Source organism: Actinomadura xylanilytica (assembly GCF_030283145.1).
GTDB classification, from domain to species: Bacteria; Actinomycetota; Actinomycetes; order Streptosporangiales; family Streptosporangiaceae; genus Spirillospora; species Spirillospora xylanilytica.
Window position 1 is genome coordinate 1097258 of the sequence record NZ_JASNWE010000001.1, and the last position, 22355, is coordinate 1119612.

A 22355-nucleotide genomic window follows, 5' to 3' on the forward strand; every position below is an offset into this window, starting at 1 on the left:
ACCGCCACGACGCGACCTGGGAGGCCCGATCACCCATGGGCAGGCGACCCCCCGTCCCGCTCGCCGCGGGCGTCGGCGTGGGCCTCGGCCTGGCGCTCGCCGCGACCGGCTGCGGCGTGGACGCCTTCGCCGGGCCGCGGTCCGGCGGTCCCGGCACGCTGACCTTCGCGGTCAACGCCGAGCCGTCGACCTGCCTGGACCCGCACCAGGCCTCCACCGACACCGCCGCGCTGTTCACCCGCCCGGTGCTGGACTCGCTGGTGTCGATGGACGCGCGCGGCGCGATCCACCCGTGGCTGGCCCGGTCCTGGCGGGTCTCGGCCGACCAGCGGACCTACACCTTCGAGCTGCGCGGCGATGTGCGCTTCTCCGACGGGACCAGGTTCGACGCCGCCGCCGTGCGCGCCAACCTCGACCACGTGGCCGCGCCCGCGACCAAGTCGCAGCTCGCGATCGGGTTCCTCGGGCCGTACGCCGGGTCGACCGCGGTCGACGCCGACACCGTCCAGGTGCGGCTGCGCGAGCCGTACGCGCCGCTGCTGTCGGCCCTGTCGACCGCCTACCTCGGCATCGAGTCGCCCGCCTCGATCGCGCGGGGCCAGGACGGGCTGTGCACCAGGGTCGTCGGCACCGGCCCGTTCACCATGCGGCCCTACGTCGTCCAGCAGGGTGTGGACTACCGCCGCAACCCCGGCTACCGGTGGGCGCCGCCGACCGCCGCGCACCAGGGCCCGGCCCGGCTGTCCCGGCTGCGGATCCGGGTGATCCCCGAGGACTCGGTGCGCCTCGGCGGCCTCCAGAGCGGCCAGTTCGACGCCATCGCGAGCGTGCCGCCGGTGACGGTGCGGCGCGTCCGGGCCGACCCCCGGCTGGCGGTGCTGGCGCGGCAGTCGCCCGGCGGCAACTACGCCTACTACCCCAACACCTCCCGCGGCCCGTTCTCGGACGTGCGGGTGCGGCGGGCGTTCCGCGCCGGCATCGACTTCCCGACGATCGTGGAGCGGCTGTACTTCGGGGTCTTCCAGCCCGCCGCGAGCCCGCTGTCGCCCAGCACGGCGGGCTTCGACGGGTCGGTCCGGCCGCGGTACGACCCGGCCGAGGCGGCCCGGCTGCTGGACGAGGCGGGCTACACCGGACGCGACGCGCAGGGCTACCGGACCAAGGACGGGCGGACGCTCGCGCTGCGCTGGAACTTCATCAAGGCCGTCGCGCGGGAGCAGCGCGACGTCCTCGGCGCCCAGGTGCAGGCGGCGGCCCGCCGCGCCGGGTTCCGCCTGGACATCGACAACACCCCCGTGGGCGAGGCGATCCAGCATTACAACAAGGGCGAGTACGACATGGGCGACACGAGCTGGCAGCGCGCCGACGCCGATATCCTGCGGTCGCTGTTCAGCACCGCCACCATCGCGTCCCCCGGCGCGTACGGGATGAACTACCCGCGCTACTCCACCCCCGACACCGACCGGTGGCTCGAGGGCGCCCTGGCCGAGCCGGACCCGGCCGAGCGCGCCGCGCTCTACGCCCAGGTGCAGCGGAAGGTGACCGACGACGCCGCGGTGTTCCCCGTCTACGTGTTCAACTACGTGCTCGGGGTGCAGCGCAGCGTGCAGGGCGTCCAGTGGGAGCCGCAGGGGTTCCCGCTCTTCTACGACGCGTGGATCCGGTCATGAGGGCGCGGGCCGCGGGGGCGCGGCTCGGGCTCGCGGTGGTGGTGCTGTGGGGTGCGGTGACGGTCGGGTTCGCCGCGCTCCAGCTCATGGACGGCGGCACCCTCGACCTCATCCTCGGCACCTCGTCCCAGGCGACCCCCGAGGTGCGGCGGCAGATCATCGCCGACTACGGGCTGGACCGCTCCGTCCCCGAGCAGTACGCCACCTACCTGTGGCACGTGCTGCACGGCGACCTCGGGCGCTCCTACCAGCTCCGCGTCCCGGTGAGCGAGGCGATCGGCGACCAGCTCCCGGCCACGCTGGCGCTGACCTCCTGCGCGCTGGCCCTCGCGGTGGTGGTCGCGGTCGTGGTCGCCCTGCTCACCGCGCACCGCGCCCCCTGGCTGCGCGGCGGGTTCGCGGCGACCGAGACCGTCGCCCTGTCGGTGCCGCAGTTCTGGTTCGGCACCCTGCTGCTGATCGTCTTCTCGTTCACGCTGCGGCTGTTCCCGGCGGCGGGCGGGCTGGCGCTGCCCGCGGTCGCGCTCGCGGTGACCCCGGCCGGGATGCTCGCGCAGGTGCTGCGCAAGGGACTGGAGGACGCGCTGGACGAGCCGTTCGTGGTGACCGCGCGGGCGCGCGGGCTCGGCGACGGCGCGGTGCGGCTCCGGCACGCGCTCCGGCACGCGCTGCTGCCGGCGGTGACGCTCACCGGCTGGCTGATCGGCACCACGCTCGGCGGCGCCGTCGTGGTGGAGCAGGTCTTCTCCCGGCCCGGGATCGGGCGGCTGACGCTCACCGCCGTGACCAACAAGGACATGCCGGTGGTGATGGGCGTCGTGCTCGTCGCGGCCCTGGTGTACGTGACGTGCTCGCTGGCCGTGGACGTCCTGTACCGCCTGATCGATCCCCGGCTCCGGACGGAGGCCGCCGCATGACCGCCCTTCCTCCCCCGTCCCGGCGCCCGCGGGTGCGGGCGGGCCTGTGGCTCGGCGCGGCCGTGCTGGCCGCGCTGGTCCTGGTCGCGCTCGTGCCCAGTCTGCTCGCCCCGCACTCGCCGACCGAGGCCGATCCGCTGCGCACGCTGCTGCCGCCGGGCGCGCACCACCCGCTCGGCACCGACCAGAACGGCCGCGACGTGCTCAGCCGGATGGTGCACGGGGCCCGGCCGTCGCTGCTCAGCGGCCTCGGCGCGTCCGGGCTCGCGCTGCTCGGCGGCACCGCGCTCGGGCTGCTGGCGGCGCGCGGCGGACGGGTCGCCGACCAGGTCGTCACCCGGGGGCTGGACGTGTTCATGGCGATCCCCGGCCTGCTGCTGGCGCTGCTGGTGATCGCCGTCGCCGGGCCCGGCACGCTCAACGTGGTCCTCGCCGTCGCGGTGCTGACCATGCCGGTGTACGCCCGCATCGTCCGCGCGCAGATCCTCCAGATCAGCCGCTCGGGATACGTGGAGGGCGCGGTGACGCTGGGGGTGCGCCCGGCGGCCATCGTGTGGCGGCACGTGCTGCCGAACGCGCTGGGCCCGGTGCTGGTGCTGGCCACGCTGGGGGTCGGGTCGGCGATCGGGGCCGGTTCGACGCTGAGCTTCCTCGGCCTCGGGCCGCGCCCGCCCGCGCCGGAGTGGGGCGCGATGCTCGCCGACAGCCGCGGCTACTACGCGGTCGCGTGGTGGACGGCGGTCTTCCCCGGCGTCGCCATCACCGGCAGCGTGCTGGCGATCACCGTCGTGGGCCGGCATCTCCAGCGCCGGGTGGAAGGGAGGCGGGTGCCATGACCGGGCCCCTGGTGGAGGCGCGCGGCCTGCGGATCGGCTTCGGCGCCGAGCGGGCCGTGCGGGAGGTGTCGTTCCGGATCGAGCCGGGCGAGTGCGTGGCGTTCGTCGGCGAGTCGGGGTCGGGCAAGAGCGTGACCGCGCGGAGCCTGGTCGGGCTGGCCGGGCCCGGGGCCGACGTGCGGGCCGAGCGGCTGGTCGTCGGCGGGACGGACGTGCGGCGGCTGCCCGAGCGGCGGTGGCGGTCGATCCGCGGCGGCGTGGTCGGGCTGGTGCTCCAGGACGCGCTGGTCTCCCTGGACCCGCTGCGGCCCGTCGGCGCCGAGATCGCCGAGACGCTGCGGCGGCACCGCGCCGCGCCGCGCGGGCGGGTGCGCGAGCGCACGATCGAGCTGCTGGCGACCGTCGGCGTCCCCGAACCCGGGCTGCGCGCGCGGCAGCGCCCGCACCAGCTCTCGGGCGGGCTGCGGCAGCGCGCGCTGATCGCCTCGGCGATCGCCGCGGACCCGGCGCTGCTCATCGCCGACGAGCCCACCACCGCGCTGGACGTGACCGTCCAGGCGCAGATCCTGGACCTGCTCGCCGAGCGCAAGCGGGCGGGCACCGCGCTGCTGCTGATCAGCCACGACCTCGCGGTGGTGGCGCGGCTCGCCGACCGGGTGCACGTCATGAAGGACGGCGCGTTCGTCGAGGAGGGACCGGTCCGGGAAGTGCTGCGCGCGCCGCGGCACCCGTACACGCGGACGCTGCTGGCGGCGATCCCGTCCGAGCGCACCCGCGGCTCCCGCCTCACCGTGACCGCCGAGCCCGGCCCCGCCGCCGCGTCCGCCCCCGGTCCTGCGCCGGGCCGGGAGGCCGCGCGGAAGGTGGTGGTCGAGGCGGACGGGCTGGTCAAGGCGTTCGGCGACCGCCGGGCGGTGGACGAGGTGTCCTTCCGGCTGCACGCGGGCGAGACGCTCGGGATTGTCGGGGAGTCGGGATCGGGCAAGACCACCGTGGCGCGGCTCGTCCTCGGCCTGGTGCCGCCGGACGGCGGCGAGGTCCGGCTGGACGGGGCGCCGTGGAGCGCGCTCTCCGAAAGCGGTCGGCGGCCCCGGCGGCGGGAGATCCAGCTCGTGCACCAGGATCCGCTCAGCTCGTTCGACCCCCGGCTGACGGTGCGGCGGCTGCTCAACGAGGCGCTGCGCGACGGCGGGCCGTCGCGGGCGACGCTGCTCGATCAGGTGAGGCTCTCCCCGGCGCTGCTGGACCGGCGGCCCAGGGAGCTGTCCGGCGGGCAGCGGCAGCGGCTGGCGATCGCCCGCGCGCTCGCGCCGTCCCCGCGGGTGCTGGTCTGCGACGAGCCGGTCTCGGCGCTGGACGTGTCGGTGCAGGCGCAGGTGCTGGACCTGCTCGCCGACCTCCAGGCCCGTCTCGGGGTGGCGTACCTGTTCGTCTCGCACCACCTGGGAGTGGTCCACCACCTGAGCGACCGGGTGCTGGTGATGCGCGGCGGACGGGTGGTGGAGGCGGGCCCGGTGGGACGCGTCCTGACCAGGCCGGCCACCGCCTACACCCGCGAGCTGGTCGCGGCTATCCCCCGGCTGGACGGGGCGGACGCTGGCGAGCCGGTGGCGTGACCGTGGAACCGCTGCGGATCGTGGTGGTCGGCGCCGGGCCCGGCGGCACCGTGATGGCCGGGCGGCTGGCCGCCAACGCGCCGGACCTGGTCGGCGACCGTCCGCTGGAGCTGCACCTGGTCGACCCGTACCCGCCGGGCGGCGGCCGGGTGTGGCGGCGGGAGCAGTCCCGGCTGCTGTGGATGAACTCCCAGGCCCGCGAGATCACCATGTTCACCGACGACACCGTCCGGATGGAGGGGCCGGTGCGGCCCGGGCCGTCCATCGTGGAGTGGGGGGCGGCCCGGGGCCGGCCGATGGACCCGGCGCACTTCCCGTCCCGGCGGGAGCAGAACGCCTACCTGGGATGGTGCTTCGAGCAGGTCGCCGAGACCGCCCCGGCGAACGTCCGGGTGCGGGTGCACCGGGCGACCGCCGTCGACCTCACCGAGTCCGGCGACCGGCAGTTCGTCCGGCTGGCCGGCAGGGGCGCGGGGGCGGGGGCGGTTCTGGCGGCGGACGCGGTGCTGCTCGTCCAGGGGTCGCTGCACACCGAGCCCGACCCCGCGCAGCGCGGGCTCGCCGCGTACGCGGGCGAGCACGGGCTGATGTACGTGCCGCCGCACTACGCGGCCGACGCGGACCTGGACGCGGTGCCGGCGGGCGAGCCGGTCGTCATGCGCGGCATGGGCCTGACGTTCGTCGACGACATGGCGCTGCTGGCCGAGGGGCGCGGCGGCCGGTTCGAGCCCGGTCCGGGCGGCGCGCTCACCTACCGGCCGTCCGGCCGCGAGCCGGTCATGTACCCGGGGTCGCGGCGCGGCGTCCCGTACCTGTCCAAGATCACCTATGCGCGGGACGGCGTGCCGCGCCCCGCGCCCCGCTACCTGACGCCCGGGACGGCCGAGGCCCTCTACGCGCGGTCCGGACCGCTCGACCTCGAACGGGACCTGTGGCCCCTGGCCGCCAAGGAGCTGGGGCACTTCTACTACCACCGGCTGTTCACCGCGCACCCCGAGCGGACGTCGCGGAGCTGGGCCTCGTTCCTGGCCGCCTACGACGGACTCGTCTGGGACGGCCCGGAACGGGCGGCGCTGGTGGCCGCCTCGGTCCCCGGCGAGGGCGACCGGCTGGACGTCCGGGCGCTGCTCGACCCCGCGTCCGGCCTGCGGTTCGGCGCGTCCGGGGGCGCTGCCGGGGGCGCGCCCGAGGAGCTGCGACGGTGGCTGCGCGGCTATATCGCGGGCAACGCGGCCAGGCACTCCGACCCGTCCCACAGCGCCGACCTCGCCCTGCTCGACGGGCTGCTGACGGTGTTCGGGGTGATCCTCGGGCTGATCGACCGCGGCCTGCTGTCGGCGCGCTCGCACGCTGAGGAGCTGTTCGAGTGGTTCCAGAGCGTGTTCAGCTACTGCACCAGCGGCCCGCCGCCGCGGCGGCTGCGGGAGCTGGAGGCGCTGTCGCGCGCCGGGATCGTCCGGTTCATGGGGCCTGGGCTGAGGGTGGAGGCGCGCGACGGCGTGTTCGCCGCGTCCGGCACCCATGTGCCCGAGCCCGTGCGCGCGCGGGTGCTGATCGATTCCCGGCAGCCGTCGGCGAGCCTCGCGCGCGTCCGCGACCCGCTGCTGCGCGGGCTGTACGAGCGGGGCGAGGCCACCGCCGAGACCCTCGTCGGCGCGGACGGGACGCCTTACCCGCTGGGCCGGCTCGCGGTGCGGGGCCACCGGCTGGTGGACGCGCGCGGGCGGGCCCATCCGCGCCGGTACGCGCTGGGCGCGCGGGTGGGCCAGGGCCTGCTGATGGCGGGGTTCAACCGGCCGCGCGCGAACGGCTCGTCCTTCCGCACCGCCGATGCGCTGGCCCGGACGATCCTCACCGGCCTGCGCCGATGACCTTCTCGAAGCACGCCGAGTAGCTCAGCCGGTCGTAGGGCGGGAAGACGGGGATCGGGGTGTAGCCCGCCCGCTCGTAGAGCCGCACGGCCTCCGGCTGCCGGTCGCCCGTCTGGAGGACGATCCGCGCCGCGCCGAGGTCGCGGGCCGCCTCGTCCGCCGCCGCCAGCAGGGCCGACGACACGCCGTGGCCGCGGTGCCCGGGGTCCACGTACATCCGCTTGAGCTCCAGGTCGGGGCCGGTCCAACGCAGCGCGAGGTGCCCGACGGGGAGGCCGCCCGGGGTGAACGCGACCCCGGTGTAGGCGACGTCGCCGTCCGCCGGGTCGGGGTCCAGCGGACGGCCCGGGACGGACGGGAGCCGGTCGGCGTAGCGCTCCCTCAGCTCGGTGATCAGCCGGGCCCGGAGCCGGGCGGCGGCCGGATGGTCCCAGGCCACGGCCCGCACGACCGCGCCCATCAGGCCGCCGCCCGGCCGGCCGGGCGCGCGAGCCCGAGGCGCCCGCGCAGGGTCGCCGCCCCGTAGGCGGTCCGGAACGCCCCGCGGCGGCGCAGCTCGGGCAGGACGTGGCCGGTGATCGCCGTCAGGTCGTCCGGGAGGGCGCCGGGACGCAGCCGGAACCCGTCCAGCCCGGCGTCCCGCCAGTCGAGCATCAGGTCGGCGAGTTCTCCGGGCGTGCCGGTGAAGACCGCCGCGTCGGACGGGCACGGCGCGCCGAGCAGAGCGTCCAGGCGGGCCTTGCGGGCGGCGTCGAGGAACACGACCAGGTCGCCGTAGACGCGCAGGGGGGCGCCGGTCCGGCCCTCGGCGGCCTCGGCCGCGCGGACCTGCCCGACGATGCTGCGCGCCTGCTCCCGGTCGTGCGGGGTGACCATGACGAGGTCGGCGCCGCGCGCGGCGAACCGGTACGGGAGCGGCGCGTGCGCGAGCGCGATGACCGGCGGCTGACCCTGCGGTGACACCGGCGGGCGCTCGCGCCAGAGGCGGCGGACCTCGCGGGCGGCGCCGGCGGCCTGTTCCAGCAGCGGGCCGAGGCCCGCGGTGCCGTCCAGCTCGCCGGGCCGCAGCGCCCGCGCGGGCTCGGCGCCGAAGCCGGGCGCCTCGGCGCGCCGTCCGGCCTGGACGCGCCATCCGGTGCGGCCCCGGCCGAGCCGGTCGAGGGTGCCGAGCGCGGAGGCGATCCGGGCCGGCTCGGTGTACAGGGTGGTCACGGTCGGGACGATCCCGATCCGGGACGTCGCCGCCAGCAGGCGCGCGGCCACCAGCGCCATGTCGGGACGGCCCCGCACCGGGCCGTTCCCGTCCGTGCCGGGTTGCAGGACGAGGGCGTCCTCAAGGGTCAGGAAGTCGGCCAGGCCGCGTTCGGCCTCGGCGGCGAGCGCGGTCCAGTGGGAGGGGGCGAACGGTCCGGGCGGGGCGGCGGCCGGGTCGCGCCAGGCGGCGGGGTGCCATCCGCAGCCGTCCAGCGCCAGGGCGACATGCAGGTGATCGCTCACCCGACCAGCCTAACCAGATGGTCCTATGTCGCACCTTGGCCGGATCTGGACCTCTTGTCCGTCAACCAAGCGTGCGCTAGGTTGGCTCGCGATGGACCACCCGCGCCCCGCCCCGACGCCGAGCCCGCTGACCGCGCCCTACTGGGACGCCTGCGCGCGCGGCGAGATGGCACTGCAACGCTGCACCGGATGCGCCCGGTTCGTGCACGTCCCCGAACCGGTCTGCCCGTTCTGCGGCGGCACGGACCTGCGGTACGAGACGGTCGGCCCGCGCGGCGTCGTGCACACCTTCAGCGTCGTCCACCGGACGTTCCTCCCCGGCTTCACGCCGCCCTACGTCATCGCCTGGGTGGACCTGCCGGAGGGCGCGCGCGTCTTCGGCGACGTGATCGGCTGCCCGCCCGGCGACGTCCGGATCGGGATGCCGGTGGAGCTCCACATCACCGACACCGAGGGCTTCGGCCCGATGCCGCACTGGAGGCCCGCACCATGACCCGAATCGGCAACGTCCTCTACCCGGCCAAGGACGTGGAGCAGGCCGTCCGCTTCTACCGTGACGCGCTCGGGCTGCCGCTGAAGTTCCAGGACGGCGGCCGGTTCGCGGCGCTCGACGGCGGCGGCACCACGTTCGCGATCGCCGGGCCCGAGGAGGACGTGACCGGCGGCGAGCCCGCCATCTCGTTCAAGGTCGACGACGTCGCCGCGATGACCGCGACGCTCACCGCGGCCGGCGCGCGGCTGATCCGCGGCCCCGAGGAGGGCCCGCACGAGATCCGCGCCGTGCTCCGCGACCCCGCCGGCAACCCGTTCGTGCTCTACGCGAGCCGGTAGCCCCCCACCCCCTGCCCGCACCACGCCCCCCACCCCAACCCCCACCCCCGTCGGAGCAGAAGGAGCCGAGCCGTGGCGCGAGAGAACAGCCCGTTCAGCAACTACGCCTACGCGATCCTCACCGCGAACGCGCTGCGCACGCCAGACAAGGTGGCGCTGACCTACTGCGGCGACCAGAGCTTCACCTACGACCAGCTCAACCGGAAGGTCAACCGGGTCGCGCACGCACTGCTCGCGGCCGGGGTCGCGCCGGGCGACCGGGTGGCCTCGCTGATGAACGAGACGCTGCACGTCGCCGAGGTCTACCTCGCGCAGATGAAGATCGGCTCGACCGTCGCCGCGCTCAACCCCTACTGGCCGGCCGACACGCTGCGGCAGGTCGTCGAGCACTCCGAGTGCACCGCGTTCGTCTACGACGAGACGGTCGCGGCGCTGGTCGAGGCGATCCGGCCCGAGCTGCCGAACGTGAAGCTGTGGCTGCGGGTCGGCGGCGGCTCCGGCGACACCGTCGACGTCGACGCGCTCGCCGAGGGCGCGAGCGAGGCCGAGCCGCCGCTCGGCGGGTTCGGCGATGACCTGCTCGCGCTCTTCTACACCTCGGGCACGACCGGGCTGCCGAAGGCGGTCATGCACACCCACTTCGGTTCGCTCTCGCTGGCGCAGATGTGGCTGGACGTGGACCGGGACCGCGCGTCGGTGATGGGCACCGGCGCGATCATCTGGGGCATCGGCTTCCCCGCCCTGGTCGGCCCCTCGTTCTACGCCGGGATGACGCTCGTCCTGGAGCAGGACTGGGGGCCGGCCAACTTCCTCAAGGTCGTGCCGAGGGAGCGGGTCACCCACGTCAGCCTGATCCCGAGCTTCTTCGCCGCCCTGCTCGGCTCCGACGAGCACCGGGACGCCGACCTGTCGTCGCTCAAGGCGATCGTCCTCGGCGGCGAGCCGCTGCTCCCCGGGCTGCGCGAGCGGATCATGCAGCGGATCCCGGGCGCGGCGATCTACAGCTACTACGGGCAGACCGAGGCGCCCTACACCTGCTTCGGCCGGCAGGACGACGGCAGCCAGGACATCGCGTCGGTCGGCCAGGCACGGATGTCGTGCGCGGTGCGGATCACCGACCCGAACGGCGTCCGCGTCGTCGGCGAGGTCGGCGAGATCAACCTCAACGGGCCGAGCGTGATGGCCGGCTACGACAAGCAGCCGGACAAGACCGCCGAGGTGCTGCGCGACGGCTGGTACGTGGGCGGCGACCTCGGCCGCATGGACGAGGCCGGGTTCGTGTACGTGCTCGGCCGCCGCGAGGACTCCATCCTCAAGGGCGGGCAGTGGTCGCAGCCGGTGCAGATCGAGGAGGCCGTGACCGGGGTCGAGGGCGTCGCGGAGGCCGGGGTGGTCGGGGTCCCCGCGCACCCCGAGGGCAAGGACGCGGTCGAGCAGAGGATCCTCGCGGCGGTGGTGGCGCGCGCCGGCGCCTCCCTCGACGGGGAGGCCGTCAGGGCGGCCCTCGCCGAACGGCTCCCCGCGCACCAGGTCCCGGACGTGGTCGTGGTGACCGATGAGCTGCCGCACACCCAGGACGCGTCCGGCGGCCCCGGCAAGCTGCTGCGCCGCGGCATCCGCGACGCCTACGCCGACCGCGTGTGACCTGCCCCTTCTTCCGAGGACGTCGATGAGCCCCCTCCCTGAGCATGTCGTCAAAGCGTGGATCTCCGGGTTCGGGGTCGGCGTGCCGCGAGGCGCGACCGCCCCCGCCCCGGAGGCGCTCGAAGCCGCCGCGCAGGACCTGGCCCCGCCGCTCGTGGTGAAGGCGTACGGCCCGGGGCTGCTGCACAAGAGCGACGCCGGGGCCGTCCGGCTCGGGCTCGGCTCGGCCCGCGCCGCCGCCGGCGCGGCGGCCGAGATGCTGGACGCCCTCACCGCGGCCGGGATCGAGCCCGCGGGCTTCCTGGTCGAGGAGCAGTCGGCGGCGGGCGTCGAGGTCATCGTGGGCGCCGTCCGCGACCCCGCGTTCGGCCCGGTGCTGCTCGCCGGGCTCGGCGGGGTGTGGACCGAGGTGCTGCGCGACACGGCGCTGCGGCTGTGCCCGGTCACCGAGTCCGACGCCCGCGCCATGCTGGAGGAGCTGCGCGGCCGGGCCCTGCTGGACGGCCTCCGGGGCCGGCCCGCGGTCGACATCGAGGCCCTGGTCGAGGTGCTGCTCGCGGTCGGCGGCGCGGGCGGAGTCGCCGAGACGCTCGGCGACCGGCTCACCGAGTTCGAGCTCAACCCGGTGATCTGCGGCCCGGACGGCGCGGTGGCCGTCGACGCCCGCCTCATCACCTCCGTCCCGGTGGACCCGACCGCCGTCGCGCCCGCCCCCGCGCCGCCCGCGGGCCCGCCCGCGGCGGGCGACTTCGCGCGGCTGTTCGCGCCGCGCGGCATCGCGGTCGTCGGGGCGTCCACCAAGAAGCCCAACTTCGGGAACATGTTCCTCGGCTTCTACCAGGCCGCCGGATTCAAGGGCCGCCTGGTCGCCGTCCACCCCACCGCGAGCGAGATCGACGGCGTGCCCTGCGCGCCCTCGCTCGCCGAGGCGGGCCCGGACGTCGACTACGCACTCGTCGCCGTCCCCGCCGCCCGCTGCCCGGAGGTGGTGCGGGAGGCGGCCGGGATCCCGTTCGTCCAGGTGATGAGCGGCGGGTTCCGCGAGATGGGCCGTCCCGAGCTGGAGGACGAGCTGCTCGCCGCCGCGCGCGAGGCCGGCGTGCGGCTGCTCGGCCCCAACTGCATGGGCGTCTACGCCCCCGCCGGCGGCCAGACCTTCCTCGGCGGCACCCCCGGGCGGCCCGGCGGGATCTCGGTGGTCTCGCAGAGCGGCGGCCTGGCCGGCGAGGTCGTCAAGGTCGGCGAGCGGCGCGGCCTGGCCTTCGCCAAGGTCGCCACCGTCGGCAACAGCGCCGACGTCACCCCCGCCGACCTGCTCGGCCACCTCGCTGCCGACGACACGACCAGTGCCATCGGCCTCTACCTGGAGGACCCGCGCGACGGGCGCGGCCTGTTCGAGGCGCTGCGCGGCGTGGCCAAACCGGTCGTCGCGCTCATCGGCGGGCGCAGCGGCCAGGGCCGCGCCGCCGCCGCCTCGCACACCGGCGGCATGGTCGGCGACGCCCGGATCTGGTCGGCGCTCGCCGCGCAGGCCGGGATCACCCTGGTCACCGGCCAGGACGACCTGATCGGCGTGCTCGACGCGTTCGACCTGCACGGCGCCCGCGCCGCGCCCGGCAGCCCCGAGATCCTGGTGATCGGGCCGAGCGGCGGCGCCAGCGTCCTGGCCGCCGACGTCTTCGACGGCGCCGGGCTCGACCTGGCCGCACTGCCGGACCCGGCCCGCGACGCGCTGCGCGCGCTCGGCCTCGGCGCGGGCAGCTCGCTCGCCAACCCGCTGGAGGTCCCGGTCGGCCCGCGCGCCGACCCCGGCCTGGTCGGGCGGGCCGTGACCGCGATCCTGGCCGAACGCCGGTTCGCCGACGTCATCGCGCACGTCAACGCGCAGAGCTTCTTCACCTTCGGGACCAGCGCCGACCCGCTGCTGGCCTACACCCGCGGCGTCGGCGCGCTCCAGGCGGAGCTGCCCGGCACCCGGATCACCCTGGTGCTCCGGAACGCCGAGTGCGCCCCGCCCGGAGTGGAGGACGCCGTACGGGAGATCGCGCGGGAAGCCCGGATCCCGGTGTACCGCACCATGGAGGCCGCCGCCGTGGCGGTGGCAGCCGTGAAGAACCACGCGTCGAGGAGCGTTCATGGGACAGCTTGACGGCAAGGTCGCACTGATCACCGGAGGTGCGCGCGGCATGGGCAAGGCCCATGTGCGGCGCTTCGTGGCCGAGGGCGCCAGCGTCGTCTTCGGCGACGTCCTGGAGGAGGAGGGCGGCAAGCTCGCCGCCGAGCTCGGCGACGCCGTCCGCTACGTGCGGATGGACATCACCGAGCCGGCCGACTGGGAGACGGCGGTCGGCACCGCCGTGGAGGCGTTCGGCGCGCTGCACGTGCTGGTCAACAACGCCGGGATCATGCGGCACAAGACGATCGAGGAGATGCCGGTCGCCGAGTTCCGGCAGGTCCTGGACGTCAACCTGCTCGGCCAGTGGCTCGGGATCAAGTCGGTGACTGCGGCGCTGCGCGAGGCGGGCGGCGGCTCGATCGTCAACGTCTCCTCCACCGAGGGGTTCATCGGCGCCGCCGGCCTGGCCGCCTACAGCGCCAGCAAGTTCGGGGTGCGCGGGCTGACCAAGGCCGCCGCGCGCGAGCTCGGGCAGCACGCCATCCGGGTCAACTCCATCCACCCGGGCGGCATCATCACCTCGATGTCGATGCAGGACGACGTCGTCCAGGCGACCGCCGACCGCGCCGACGCCCTCATCGAGGGCCTCCCGCTGCGCCGCCTCGGCAGCACCCGCGAGGTCACCGGCCTGGTCGTCTACCTGGCCTCCGACGACTCCAGCTACTGCACGGGCAGCGAGGTGCTGGTCGACGGCGGCCTGGTCACCGGCTCGGGCTACTGACGCGGAGGGCGGGCCGCCGGCGCCGGATGGACCCCCGCGCCGGCGGCCCGCCGGTCAGCCGGGCCGCAGCGCGGCCCACCCCTCGACCGCCTCGAGCTGCGCGGCCAGGGAGATCAGCGTGGCCTCGTCCGAGTCGTGCCCGAGCAGCTGCGCGCCGATCGGCAGCCCGGACCGGCTGAACCCGGCGGGCACGTTCACCCCCGGCCACCCGAGGACGTTCCACGTCCACGCGTAGGGGCAGGCCGCGGCCACGCCCGACTGCGTCCGCTGGTAACCGGCCCCCTCGAACGCGCCGACCTTCAAGGGCAACTGCGCCGTGGTGGGCGTCAGCACCACGTCGGCGATCTGGAAGATCCGTCCGACCCGCTTCCGCAGCCCCGGATCCATCCGCCTGGCCAGCGGCAGCAGCCGCTTGCCGACCAGCCGCCCGATCCGCGCCTCCACCTCGGTGCGCCGCTCCGGACGGGGGCTCGGCAGCGAGTCCAACCAGTCGGCCACGCCCGCCGTGCCGCGCGGGACGAGCCCGAGCGCGACCAGCCCGTAGTCCGGATCCGCCGGGAACACCTTGTGCCCCAGCGACGTCAGCCGCCGCGCCAGCCGCTCGACCGCCGTCCGGATCTGCGGATCGAGCCTCCCGCTCACCCCGAAGGCGGTCGTGAACGACACCGCGATCCGCAGCCGCCCCGGCTCCCGCCGCGCCGCCTCCGCGAACGGCGTGACGGGCGGATCGAGCCGGTAGGCGTCCTCGGGATGGCTCCCGGTCAGCACGTCCAGGAGCAGCGCGGCGTCCCCGACGTTCCGCGCCAGCGGCCCCCACACCGTGATCCCGTTGAACGGGTCGCGCTGCGGGAACCCCGAGACCCGTCCCCGCTGCGGCTTGATCCCGACCAGGCCCGTCCACGCCGCCGGGATGCGCACCGAGCCCGCCCCGTCCGACCCGACCGCCGCCGCGACCATGCCCGCCGCGACCGCCGCCGCCGACCCGCCCGACGACCCGCCCGGCGTGTACGCGGGATTCCACGGATTGCGCGCCCACCCGTACTCCGGCGACTCGCTGAACGGCCACAGCCCCAGCTCGCAGGTGGTCGTCTTCCCCACGATGACCGCCCCGGCCGCCCGCAGCCGGCGCACCAGCTCGGCGTCCCGCGCCACCGGACGGTGCTCGCCGGCCACCGCGAACGGCGTCGTCTCCCCGGCCAGGTCGGTGTCGTCCTTGATCGCCACCGGCACGCCCAGCAGCGGCAGCCGCTCGTCCTCGGCCAGCCGCTTGTCGGCTTGGACGGCCTCGGCCAGCGCCGCCTCCGCCCGCACCACCCGGAAGGCCCCGAGCGAGGCGCCCTCCGCGATCCGCGCCAGCGACCCCTCGACCAGCTCCCTGGACGACACCTCCCCCCGCGCCAGCAGCCCGGCCTGCTCCGCGAGCCCCAGATCCACTCGGACCACCCCTATCGTTCGTTCGAACGAACGATAGAGCAACCGGCCGGAATAGGGAACACTGGAGCACGATGAACCCAGCACGCGACCGGATCCTGCACGCCGCCCTCCGCCTGATCGGCGAGCAGGGCATCGGCGCCGTGACCAACCGCGCCGTCGCCCGCGCGGCCGGCGTCTCGCTCGGCTCGCTCACCTACCACTTCCCGAGCCAGAGCGCCCTGCTCCGCGAGGCCCTCCAGAACTTCGTCGACGCCGAGATCGCCCGCGTCACCGCGCACGTCACCGAGCTCCGCAGCGCCGACCTCGACCCCGACCGGCTGGCCGACGAGGTCGAGAAGGCCATCGCCCGCTTCGCGCACGGCCCCGAGCAGATCGCCAACCTCGAACTGCACCTGCACGCCGCCCGCGACCCCGAGGTCCGCGCCACCTCCGTCCAGTCGGTCGACGCCTACGACCGCCTCGCGACCGCCGTCCTCACCGCGCTCGGCATCCCCGACCCCGAGACCAACGCCCCCGCCGTCGTCGCGATGCTCTACGGCCTGGCCGTCCGCCGCCTCGCCACCGGCGACACCTCCGCCGCCGGCACCGCCGACGCCGTCCGCCTCCTCCTCCGCGGCGCCCTCCCCCGACCGGCTCCCGGCCCGACGGCGGCGTAAAGGGGCCGAACGCCCCCTCAAGAGGTCGGCCGGTCGCCCCCGCCGCGGACGACGCCAAGCTCGAAGTCGCCGTCGTAGAGTTCGTGCCCGGTCTTGACCGCGGTCTCCACGGCCTCCACGCCGCGCTCGCCGCGCAGGATCAGCGGATCGCGGCGCAGGTCGCGCATCAGGGCCACGCACATGCCCAGCATCACCAGCATGAACGGGACGGCGACCAGGATGGTGAGGTTCTGGAGACCGGTGAGCGCGCTGTCACCGCCGCCGCCGATCAGCAGCATGATGGCCCCGACCGCGCCGGTCAGGACGCCCCAGACGACCACCACGCCGCGGCGCGGCTCCAGGGTGCCGTGCTGTGACAGGGTGCCCATCACGATCGAGGCGGCGTCGGCGCCGGACACGAAGAAGATGCCGACCAGGAGCATCACCAGGAGGGTGGCGACGCCCGCCAGCGGATACTCGTTCAGGACGGCGAACAGTTGGCCCTCCGGGGTCGCCTCCTTGGTGAGGCCGGCGCCGCCGGCCTCCAGGCTCGTCGCGGTGCCGCCGAAGACCGCGAACCAGACCAGGCTGACGGCGCTCGGCACCAGGATCACGCCGCCGACGAACTGCCGGATGGTCCGGCCACGGCTGATCCGGGCGATGAACATCCCGACGAAGGGGCTCCAGGAGATCCACCAGGCCCAGTAGAAGACGGTCCACTGCGCCAGCCAGGCGTCGATGTTGGCGCCCGCGGTGGCCTCGGTGCGCGCGACCATCTGAGGCAGCTCACCGATGAAGGAGCCAATGGAGGTGGGCAGCAGGTCCAGGATCTGGACGGTCGGGCCGAGCACGAAGACGAACAGCAGCAGTAACAGGGCCAGCACCATGTTGATGTTGGACAGCCACTGGATGCCACGGTCGATGCCCGAGACGGCCGAGGCGACGAAGGCGGCCGTCAGCACCGCGATGACCGTCACCAGCAGGCCGGTGCTGACCCCCGACAGCCAGCCGACCTCCTCGACGCCGCTGCCGATCTGGAGCGCGCCGAGGCCGAGCGAGGCGGCCGAGCCGAACAGGGTGGCGAAGATGGCCAGGATGTCGATGACCTTCCCGACCGCGCCGCGCGCGTGTCGCTCGCCGATGAGCGGGGTGAACACCGCGCTGATCGTCTGCCGCCGGCCGCGCCGGAAGCAGCTGTAGGCGATGGCGAGGCCGACCACCGCGTAGATCGACCACGGGTGCAGCGTCCAGTGGAAGAGCGTGGTCGCCATCGCGGTGCCGACCCGTTCCTGCGCCGGCGCGGTGGCCGGGTGGGTGCCAGGCGGCGGGTCGGCGAAGTGGGCGAGCGGCTCGTTCACCCCGTAGAACATCAGCCCGATGCCCATCCCGGCGCTGAACATCATCGCGACCCAGGAGACGGTGCGGAACTCCGGCTCCTCACCCTCGGTCCCGAGGGTGATCCGCCCGTAGCGGCTGAAGGCCAACCACAGCGCGAAGACCACGAAGCCGGACGCGGCCAGCACGAACGCCCACCCGGCGTTGTGCATGGTGCCGCGCAGCATGGAGGTGGACACGTCCTCGAGCGAGTCGGTGGCGACGCCGCCCCATACGATGAACGCCAGGATCAGCACGGCCGTGACGCCGAACACGACGAAGTCGGTACGGGGCGGCGGCGCGGCTGCCTCCAGCCCGCCCGGGGGTCGGTCGGGCGCGTCCGGCCGTGCGTGTTCGTCCGCCATGGTCCACGACCTACCCCGATCCGCGCCGAACGATCATTCCCGGGCGGACTCGCGGGGACGCGGACCGCCTGCTCAGGGGGTGCGCGAGCACCGGCGGCGGCAGAGGTCAAGGCCGTTCACCGGACGGCCGCGCCGTCCAGGCCATACTCGGCGGCGAACGCGGCGAGGCGCCCGGCGGCCTCGCGGGTGCGCCGCCACGGCCGGACGATCAGCCGGTCCACGCCGAGCCGCTCCCACTCGGCGACCTCGTCCGGCCCGGACAGCTCGTAGGCGTGCACGGTGACCTCGAACGGCTCGTCCGCGCGGCCCGCCTCCTCCCGCAGGGCGCGCAGCAGCTCCAGCCGCGGGCGGACCCGGTCCAGCGTCTGCGGCATGCTGATCCAGCCGTCGCACAGCCTCGCCGCCCGGCGCAGCGCCGCGCGGGACTCGCCGCCGGCCACGATCGGCAGGCGCGACTGCACCGGCTTGGGCTCGAACGCGACCTCGGGGAAGTCGAAGTGGTCGCCGTGGTGCTCGACCGCCTCCTCGGTCCACAGCCGCCGCGCGACCGCGATCGCCTCGTCGAGGCGGCGGCCCCGGGAGGCGAAGTCGACGCCGGCGGCGAGCCACTCCCCCTCGTACCAGCCCGCCCCGACGCCCGCGATGGCGCGCCCGCCGGAGACGTGGTCCAGGGTCGCGAAGGCGCGCGCGGCCACGAACGGGTGCCGCAGCCCGAACAGGTACACGGCGGTGCCGAGCCGGACCCGCCCGGTGACGGCGGCGAGCGCGCACAGGTAGGCGGGCGCGTCGAACAGGGGCGTCCCGGGCCGGATGCCCGGCTCCTCGGTCCCCGGGTACGTCGCGGTGGACAGGTCGGTCGCGAACACCAGGTGCTCGGGCAGCCACACCGACTCGAATCCGAGCCGGTCGGCGTCGACCGCCAGCTCCCGCCAGATCCCCGGGTGGACGAGCCCGAGCGGAACTCCGAACTTCACGTGGTCCTCCCGTCCGCCCGGTCGCGCCGCGCGTCCTCGGGGTCGCGTTCCTCGGGGAGGCCGTAGCCGCCGCCCCCGGACGTCTCGACCACCAGCGCCTCCCCCTCGGCGAGAGGCAGCCGGGTCGCCTTGGTGCCGAGCGGCTCGCGGACGCCGTCGGCCCGTTCGCGGTAGTAGCCGCCGGCGCGTCCGGGCCCGCCCCCGGCCGCGCCCGGCGGAGGCCGCAGCAGCCGGTCGCCGCGGGTGTCGACCCGCGCGTCCTCCAGCATGCGGATCACGGTGCGGGTGCCGAGCCCGCCGCGCCGCCGTCCCCGCCCGCCCGAATCGGGGATCAGGGAGACCTCCTCGACCCGGACCGGGAGCCGCGCCTCGATCGGCTCGGCCTGCGGGATGATGTTGCGCCCGCCGCCGAACAGCGCGCCGGTCGCGTCCGGCCCGTCGCGGGCGTCGCGGGCGCCCATCCCGCCGAGGTCGAACGACATGTGCAGCCACGGCCGCCGCACCCCGCTGATGCTGAACGCCTGGAGGATCCCCGACGCCGCCACGCCCTGCGCTCCCGAGGGGGGACGACCCCCCGCACCCCCCGAGACCCCCTCGTCATGCCCTCCCGAGGGGGGACGACCCCCCGCCTCATCGTGGGCGCCGCCGCGGGTGAGGGCGGCGAAGATGGCCTCCTCGGCCGCCGCGACCGTGCCGAACCGGCCGCCGCCGGGGAACGGGGGCGTGCAGTGCACCAGGGTGCCGGGCGGCATCCGGACGTCGACGGGCGTGAAGCACCCCTCGTTCATCGGCAGGCTCGGGTCGACGAAGCAGCGCAGCGCGTACATCACGCCGCCGTGCGTCTGGGAGAACCCCGAGTTGACCGGCAGCGGGACCTGCTCGTCGGTGCCGGCGAAGTCGACCACGACGCCGCCCGAGCCGTCCACCGTGACCGCGACGCGGACGAGGTGCCCGTCGTCCAGGCGGTACTCGCCGCCGTGCGTGCCCCCGGGGAGCGCGGCGAGGCCGGCGCGCATGCGCCGCTCGGTGTGGGCGAGGTAGTCCTCGATCCCGGCCGCGAGACCGGCGGGGGTGTCGGCTTCGGCGATCTCCTCCAGCCGCCGCGCCGCCACGTTCGTCCCGGCGATGAGCGCCCGCAGGTCCCCGACGAGCTTGTCCGGCGTGCGGCTGTTGGCGGCCAGCACCCGGACGAGGTCGCCGGCGAGCCCGTCCGCGGTGGCGATGCGGACGGGCGGGAGCTGCACGCCCTCCAGGAAGATGTCGGTCGCGTCGGAGGCCATGCCGCCCGCAGACAGGCCGGACAGGTCCGCGACGTGGATGAGCGTCCCGGTGTAGTACGCGGGGGCGCCGCCCAGGAACACCGGGCGGAAGACCAGCAGGTCGTTGGCGTGGATGCCGCCCTGGTAGACGTCGTTGAGGACGAACACGTCGCCGGGCGCCATCGTCTCGGGCGGGTACGCCCTGAGCACGTACGGCAGGGCGCTGCGCAGGCTGGTGCACTGGATCAGCGCGGTCGACAGCGAGTGCGCCACCAGCCGGCCGCGCGCGTCGAGGATCGCGGCGGCGGCGTCGGCGCCCTCCACGATGAACGTCGAGTACGCCGACCGGACGACGACGATGCTCGCCTCCTCCGCCGCCACGCACAGCGCGTTGCGGAGGATCTCGGCGGTCAGGTCAGGAGGGGGGCCGGGGGCCGCCGGACGGGTCATGCCGCTCCTTCGAGGAGAAGTGCGCCCTCGGCGTCCACGGTGCCGTGCCAGCCGGGCGGGATGAGCAGCGAGCACTGCGGTTCGGTGACGACGCACGGGCCGACGAGGTCCTCCCCCACCGGGCAGCTCTCGCGGGTCCGCACCGGCACGTCGCGGAACTCCCCGTCCAGCCACATCCGCCGCGTCCCGGACGGCCCGGCGGGCTGCGCGCGCCCGGGTCCCCGGGGCGCGTCCGCGTAGGACGGCAGGACGACGCGGACGCGCGCGGTGGTGAACTCCACCGGGTCGCGCAGGTCGATGCCGTACGACTCGTGGTAGCGCTTGTAGAACTCCCCGGTGGCGCGCTGCACCGTCTCGGGGGTGACCGGCCCGGCGGGCAGGTCGACCGTGAACGCGTGCGCCTGCCCGATGAACCGCACCCCGACCGACCGGGTGGTCACCGCCCCGCCGTCCACCCCGAGGTCGGCCAGCGCCGCGCGTTCGAGGCCGTCCAGCATCCGGGTCAGCTCGCCGAGAGCGTCGCGGGCGGCCGAGCACGACACGAGCGCGGCAGCCGGGGCAAGGAACGTGCGGGCCCGCTCGATCGCGAGATCGGCGTGCAGCAGCCCGACCGCCGACCCCACCCCGGCCTGCGGCGGGACCAGGACCCGCGCGATGCCGAACCGCTCGGCCAGCCGCGCGGCGTGCGTGGGCGCGGCACCGCCGAGCGCGACCAGGGTGAAGCCGCGCGGGTCGATGCCGCGCCGGACGGTCACCACGTGCACGGCCGCGCCCATCTGCGCGTTGGCGATGTCGTGGATCGCCGCCGCCGCGTCCACCGCGCCGACGCCGAGGGGCCCGGCGACGTGGCGTTCGATCGCGGCGCGGGCCAGGTCCGCCGACAGCCGGAACTCGCCGAAGCCGTCCGGGGCGAGGTAGCCGAGCACGAGGTCGGCGTCGGTGACGGTCGGGAGCTCTCCGCCGCGCCCGTAGCAGGCGGGTCCGGGGTCGGCGCCCGCCGAGCGCGGCCCGAGGCGGAGCGTCCCCGCGTCCACCCAGGCGATGGAGCCGCCGCCGGCACCGACCTCGGCCAGGTCGATCGCGGGCACCTTGATCGGCACCCCGGTGCCGGGGCGGCGCCCGCCGAAGCTGCCCTTGCCGCCGACCTGGAACTCGTGCGTGATCCCCGGCCGGCCGCCGCGGACCAGCCCGGCCTTGGCGGTGGTGCCGCCCATGTCGAAGGAGATCAGGTCGGCCAGCCCGCGCCGCTCGCCCTGCCGGGCGGCGGCGATCACCCCGGCGGCCGGACCCGACTCGATGGTGTAGACGGCGCGGGACGCGGCCAGCTCGGCGGGCAGCACGCCGCCGGCCGACTCCATCACGTGCACCGGCGCGGTCACACCGAGGCCGCGCAGCCGCTCGCCGAGCCGGCGCAGGTAGGCGGCCATGACCGGGCCGACGTAGGCCGACATCAGCGTGGTGGTGGCCCGCTCGTACTCGCCGAGCTCGGGCCACACCGACGACGAGGTCACCACCGGGACGCCTGACGGGAGCCGGGCCGCGACGATCCCGGCGAGGCGGTCCTCGTGCTCGGCGTTGGCGTAGGAGTGCAGCAGGCAGATCGCGACGGCGGAAACGCCGAGCGCGGCGATCCCGTCCGCGACCCGGCCGGCGGCCTCCTCGTCCAGCGGGCGCAGCACCGTGCCGTCGGCGGCGATCCGTCCGGGCACGGTGAAGCAGTGGCCGGGCGGGACGGGCGGGTCGGGCTGCTCGTAGGCCAGGTCGTACCGCTCCTCCTCCACCCGGGCCCGCCGCCCGAGCGCGAGCATCGACCCGAACCCCTCGGTGGTGACGAACGCGACGGGGACGCCGGTGCGTTCCAGGATCACGTTGGTGGCGAGGGTGGTGGCGTGCACGAACCGCCCGACGTCGCCCGGCGCCGTCCCGGACTCGGCCAGGACCTGCTCGACGCCGCGCAGCAGCCCGTCGGTCGGGTCGCCCGGGGTGGTGAGCGTCTTGGCGACCCGGACCCGGCCGTCGGCACCGGTGAGGACCACGTCGGTGAAGGTCCCGCCCACGTCGCTGGCGAGGGTGATGCTCATCCGG

The 22355-nt window shown here is 75.5% G+C and carries 18 protein-coding genes; 11 read left to right on the forward strand and 7 right to left on the reverse strand.

All coding sequences use genetic code 11. The features are described from left to right. The first annotated feature begins 35 nt into the window (after window positions 1-35). Genes QP090_RS05130 through QP090_RS05150 form a run of 5 tightly spaced genes read left to right on the forward strand, consistent with a single transcriptional unit; the run spans window position 36 to window position 6910 of the window. Window positions 36-1670: an ABC transporter substrate-binding protein gene (locus tag QP090_RS05130; RefSeq protein ID WP_285937291.1), complete on the forward strand. Its 1635-nt coding sequence runs from the start codon at window positions 36-38 to the stop codon at window positions 1668-1670. After that, on the forward strand, window positions 1667-2587 hold the full coding sequence (locus QP090_RS05135; protein WP_285937292.1) for an ABC transporter permease: 921 nt from the start codon (window positions 1667-1669) through the stop codon (window positions 2585-2587). Before QP090_RS05130 ends, QP090_RS05135 begins: the two co-directional genes overlap by 4 nt. Further along, complete coding sequence (locus tag QP090_RS05140; protein ID WP_285937293.1) at window positions 2584-3423, forward strand: ABC transporter permease; 840 nt, start codon at window positions 2584-2586, stop codon at window positions 3421-3423. The genes QP090_RS05135 and QP090_RS05140 overlap by 4 nt, the downstream gene beginning before the upstream one ends. Next, on the forward strand, window positions 3420-5039 hold the full coding sequence (locus tag QP090_RS05145; protein ID WP_285937294.1) for a dipeptide ABC transporter ATP-binding protein: 1620 nt from the start codon (window positions 3420-3422) through the stop codon (window positions 5037-5039). The genes QP090_RS05140 and QP090_RS05145 overlap by 4 nt, the downstream gene beginning before the upstream one ends. Next, window positions 5036-6910, forward strand: a complete 1875-nt coding sequence (locus QP090_RS05150) for an FAD/NAD(P)-binding protein (RefSeq protein ID WP_285937295.1) — start codon at window positions 5036-5038, stop codon at window positions 6908-6910. Before QP090_RS05145 ends, QP090_RS05150 begins: the two co-directional genes overlap by 4 nt. Here the strand turns inward: QP090_RS05150 and QP090_RS05155 are convergent. Both QP090_RS05155 and QP090_RS05160 read right to left on the reverse strand, forming a co-directional pair. After that, window positions 6891-7370 carry a GNAT family N-acetyltransferase gene (locus QP090_RS05155; protein WP_285937296.1) on the reverse strand — a complete coding sequence of 160 codons (480 nt, stop codon included), beginning with the start codon at window positions 7368-7370 and terminating at the stop codon, window positions 6891-6893. The genes QP090_RS05150 and QP090_RS05155 overlap by 20 nt on opposite strands. Next, entirely contained in the window at window positions 7370-8407 is a 1038-nt protein-coding gene (locus QP090_RS05160; protein ID WP_285937297.1) for an LLM class flavin-dependent oxidoreductase, read from the reverse strand. Before QP090_RS05160 ends, QP090_RS05155 begins: the two co-directional genes overlap by 1 nt. 91 nt (window positions 8408-8498) lie before the next feature. Between QP090_RS05160 and QP090_RS05165 the strand changes: the two genes are divergently transcribed. The 5 genes from QP090_RS05165 to QP090_RS05185 all read left to right on the forward strand — a co-directional run bounded on the left by QP090_RS05165 (window position 8499) and on the right by QP090_RS05185 (window position 13779). Beyond that, the gene (locus QP090_RS05165; protein WP_285937298.1) at window positions 8499-8900 is read left to right on the forward strand and encodes a Zn-ribbon domain-containing OB-fold protein; all 402 of its coding nucleotides are present in this window, start codon (window positions 8499-8501) and stop codon (window positions 8898-8900) included. Next, window positions 8897-9238 (forward strand): VOC family protein, encoded by a 342-nt coding sequence (locus tag QP090_RS05170; protein WP_285937299.1) that lies wholly within the window; start codon window positions 8897-8899, stop codon window positions 9236-9238. The genes QP090_RS05165 and QP090_RS05170 overlap by 4 nt, the downstream gene beginning before the upstream one ends. Before the next feature lie 72 nt (window positions 9239-9310). Further along, entirely contained in the window at window positions 9311-10882 is a 1572-nt protein-coding gene (locus tag QP090_RS05175) for a class I adenylate-forming enzyme family protein (RefSeq protein ID WP_285937300.1), read from the forward strand. Between the two features lie 25 nt (window positions 10883-10907). Further along, window positions 10908-13031 (forward strand): acetate--CoA ligase family protein, encoded by a 2124-nt coding sequence (locus QP090_RS05180; RefSeq protein ID WP_285937301.1) that lies wholly within the window; start codon window positions 10908-10910, stop codon window positions 13029-13031. Then, entirely contained in the window at window positions 13018-13779 is a 762-nt protein-coding gene (locus QP090_RS05185) for a glucose 1-dehydrogenase (protein WP_285937302.1), read from the forward strand. The genes QP090_RS05180 and QP090_RS05185 overlap by 14 nt, the downstream gene beginning before the upstream one ends. A gap of 54 nt (window positions 13780-13833) precedes the next feature. Here QP090_RS05185 and QP090_RS05190 read toward each other — a convergent pair whose 3' ends face one another. Further along, entirely contained in the window at window positions 13834-15213 is a 1380-nt protein-coding gene (locus tag QP090_RS05190; RefSeq protein ID WP_285937304.1) for an amidase, read from the reverse strand. Between the two features lie 71 nt (window positions 15214-15284). Here QP090_RS05190 and QP090_RS05195 point away from each other — a divergent pair, with 71 nt between their 5' ends. Then, entirely contained in the window at window positions 15285-15869 is a 585-nt protein-coding gene (locus tag QP090_RS05195) for a TetR/AcrR family transcriptional regulator (protein ID WP_285937305.1), read from the forward strand. Between the two features lie 17 nt (window positions 15870-15886). On the opposite strand, the gene QP090_RS05200 is transcribed toward QP090_RS05195, so the two are convergent. From QP090_RS05200 to QP090_RS05215, 4 genes are all read right to left on the reverse strand, one after another. Then, window positions 15887-17587, reverse strand: coding sequence for a BCCT family transporter (locus tag QP090_RS05200; RefSeq protein ID WP_285937307.1), 1701 nt, complete (start codon window positions 17585-17587; stop codon window positions 15887-15889). 116 nt (window positions 17588-17703) lie between these two features. Beyond that, a complete protein-coding gene (locus QP090_RS05205; RefSeq protein WP_285937308.1) occupies window positions 17704-18561 on the reverse strand; it encodes a TIGR03619 family F420-dependent LLM class oxidoreductase in 858 nt (285 codons plus the stop codon). Further along, on the reverse strand, window positions 18558-20270 hold the full coding sequence (locus tag QP090_RS05210; protein ID WP_285937309.1) for a hydantoinase B/oxoprolinase family protein: 1713 nt from the start codon (window positions 20268-20270) through the stop codon (window positions 18558-18560). Before QP090_RS05210 ends, QP090_RS05205 begins: the two co-directional genes overlap by 4 nt. Then, window positions 20267-22351 (reverse strand): hydantoinase/oxoprolinase family protein, encoded by a 2085-nt coding sequence (locus QP090_RS05215; protein ID WP_285937310.1) that lies wholly within the window; start codon window positions 22349-22351, stop codon window positions 20267-20269. The genes QP090_RS05210 and QP090_RS05215 overlap by 4 nt, the downstream gene beginning before the upstream one ends. Window positions 22352-22355 lie beyond the last annotated feature (4 nt).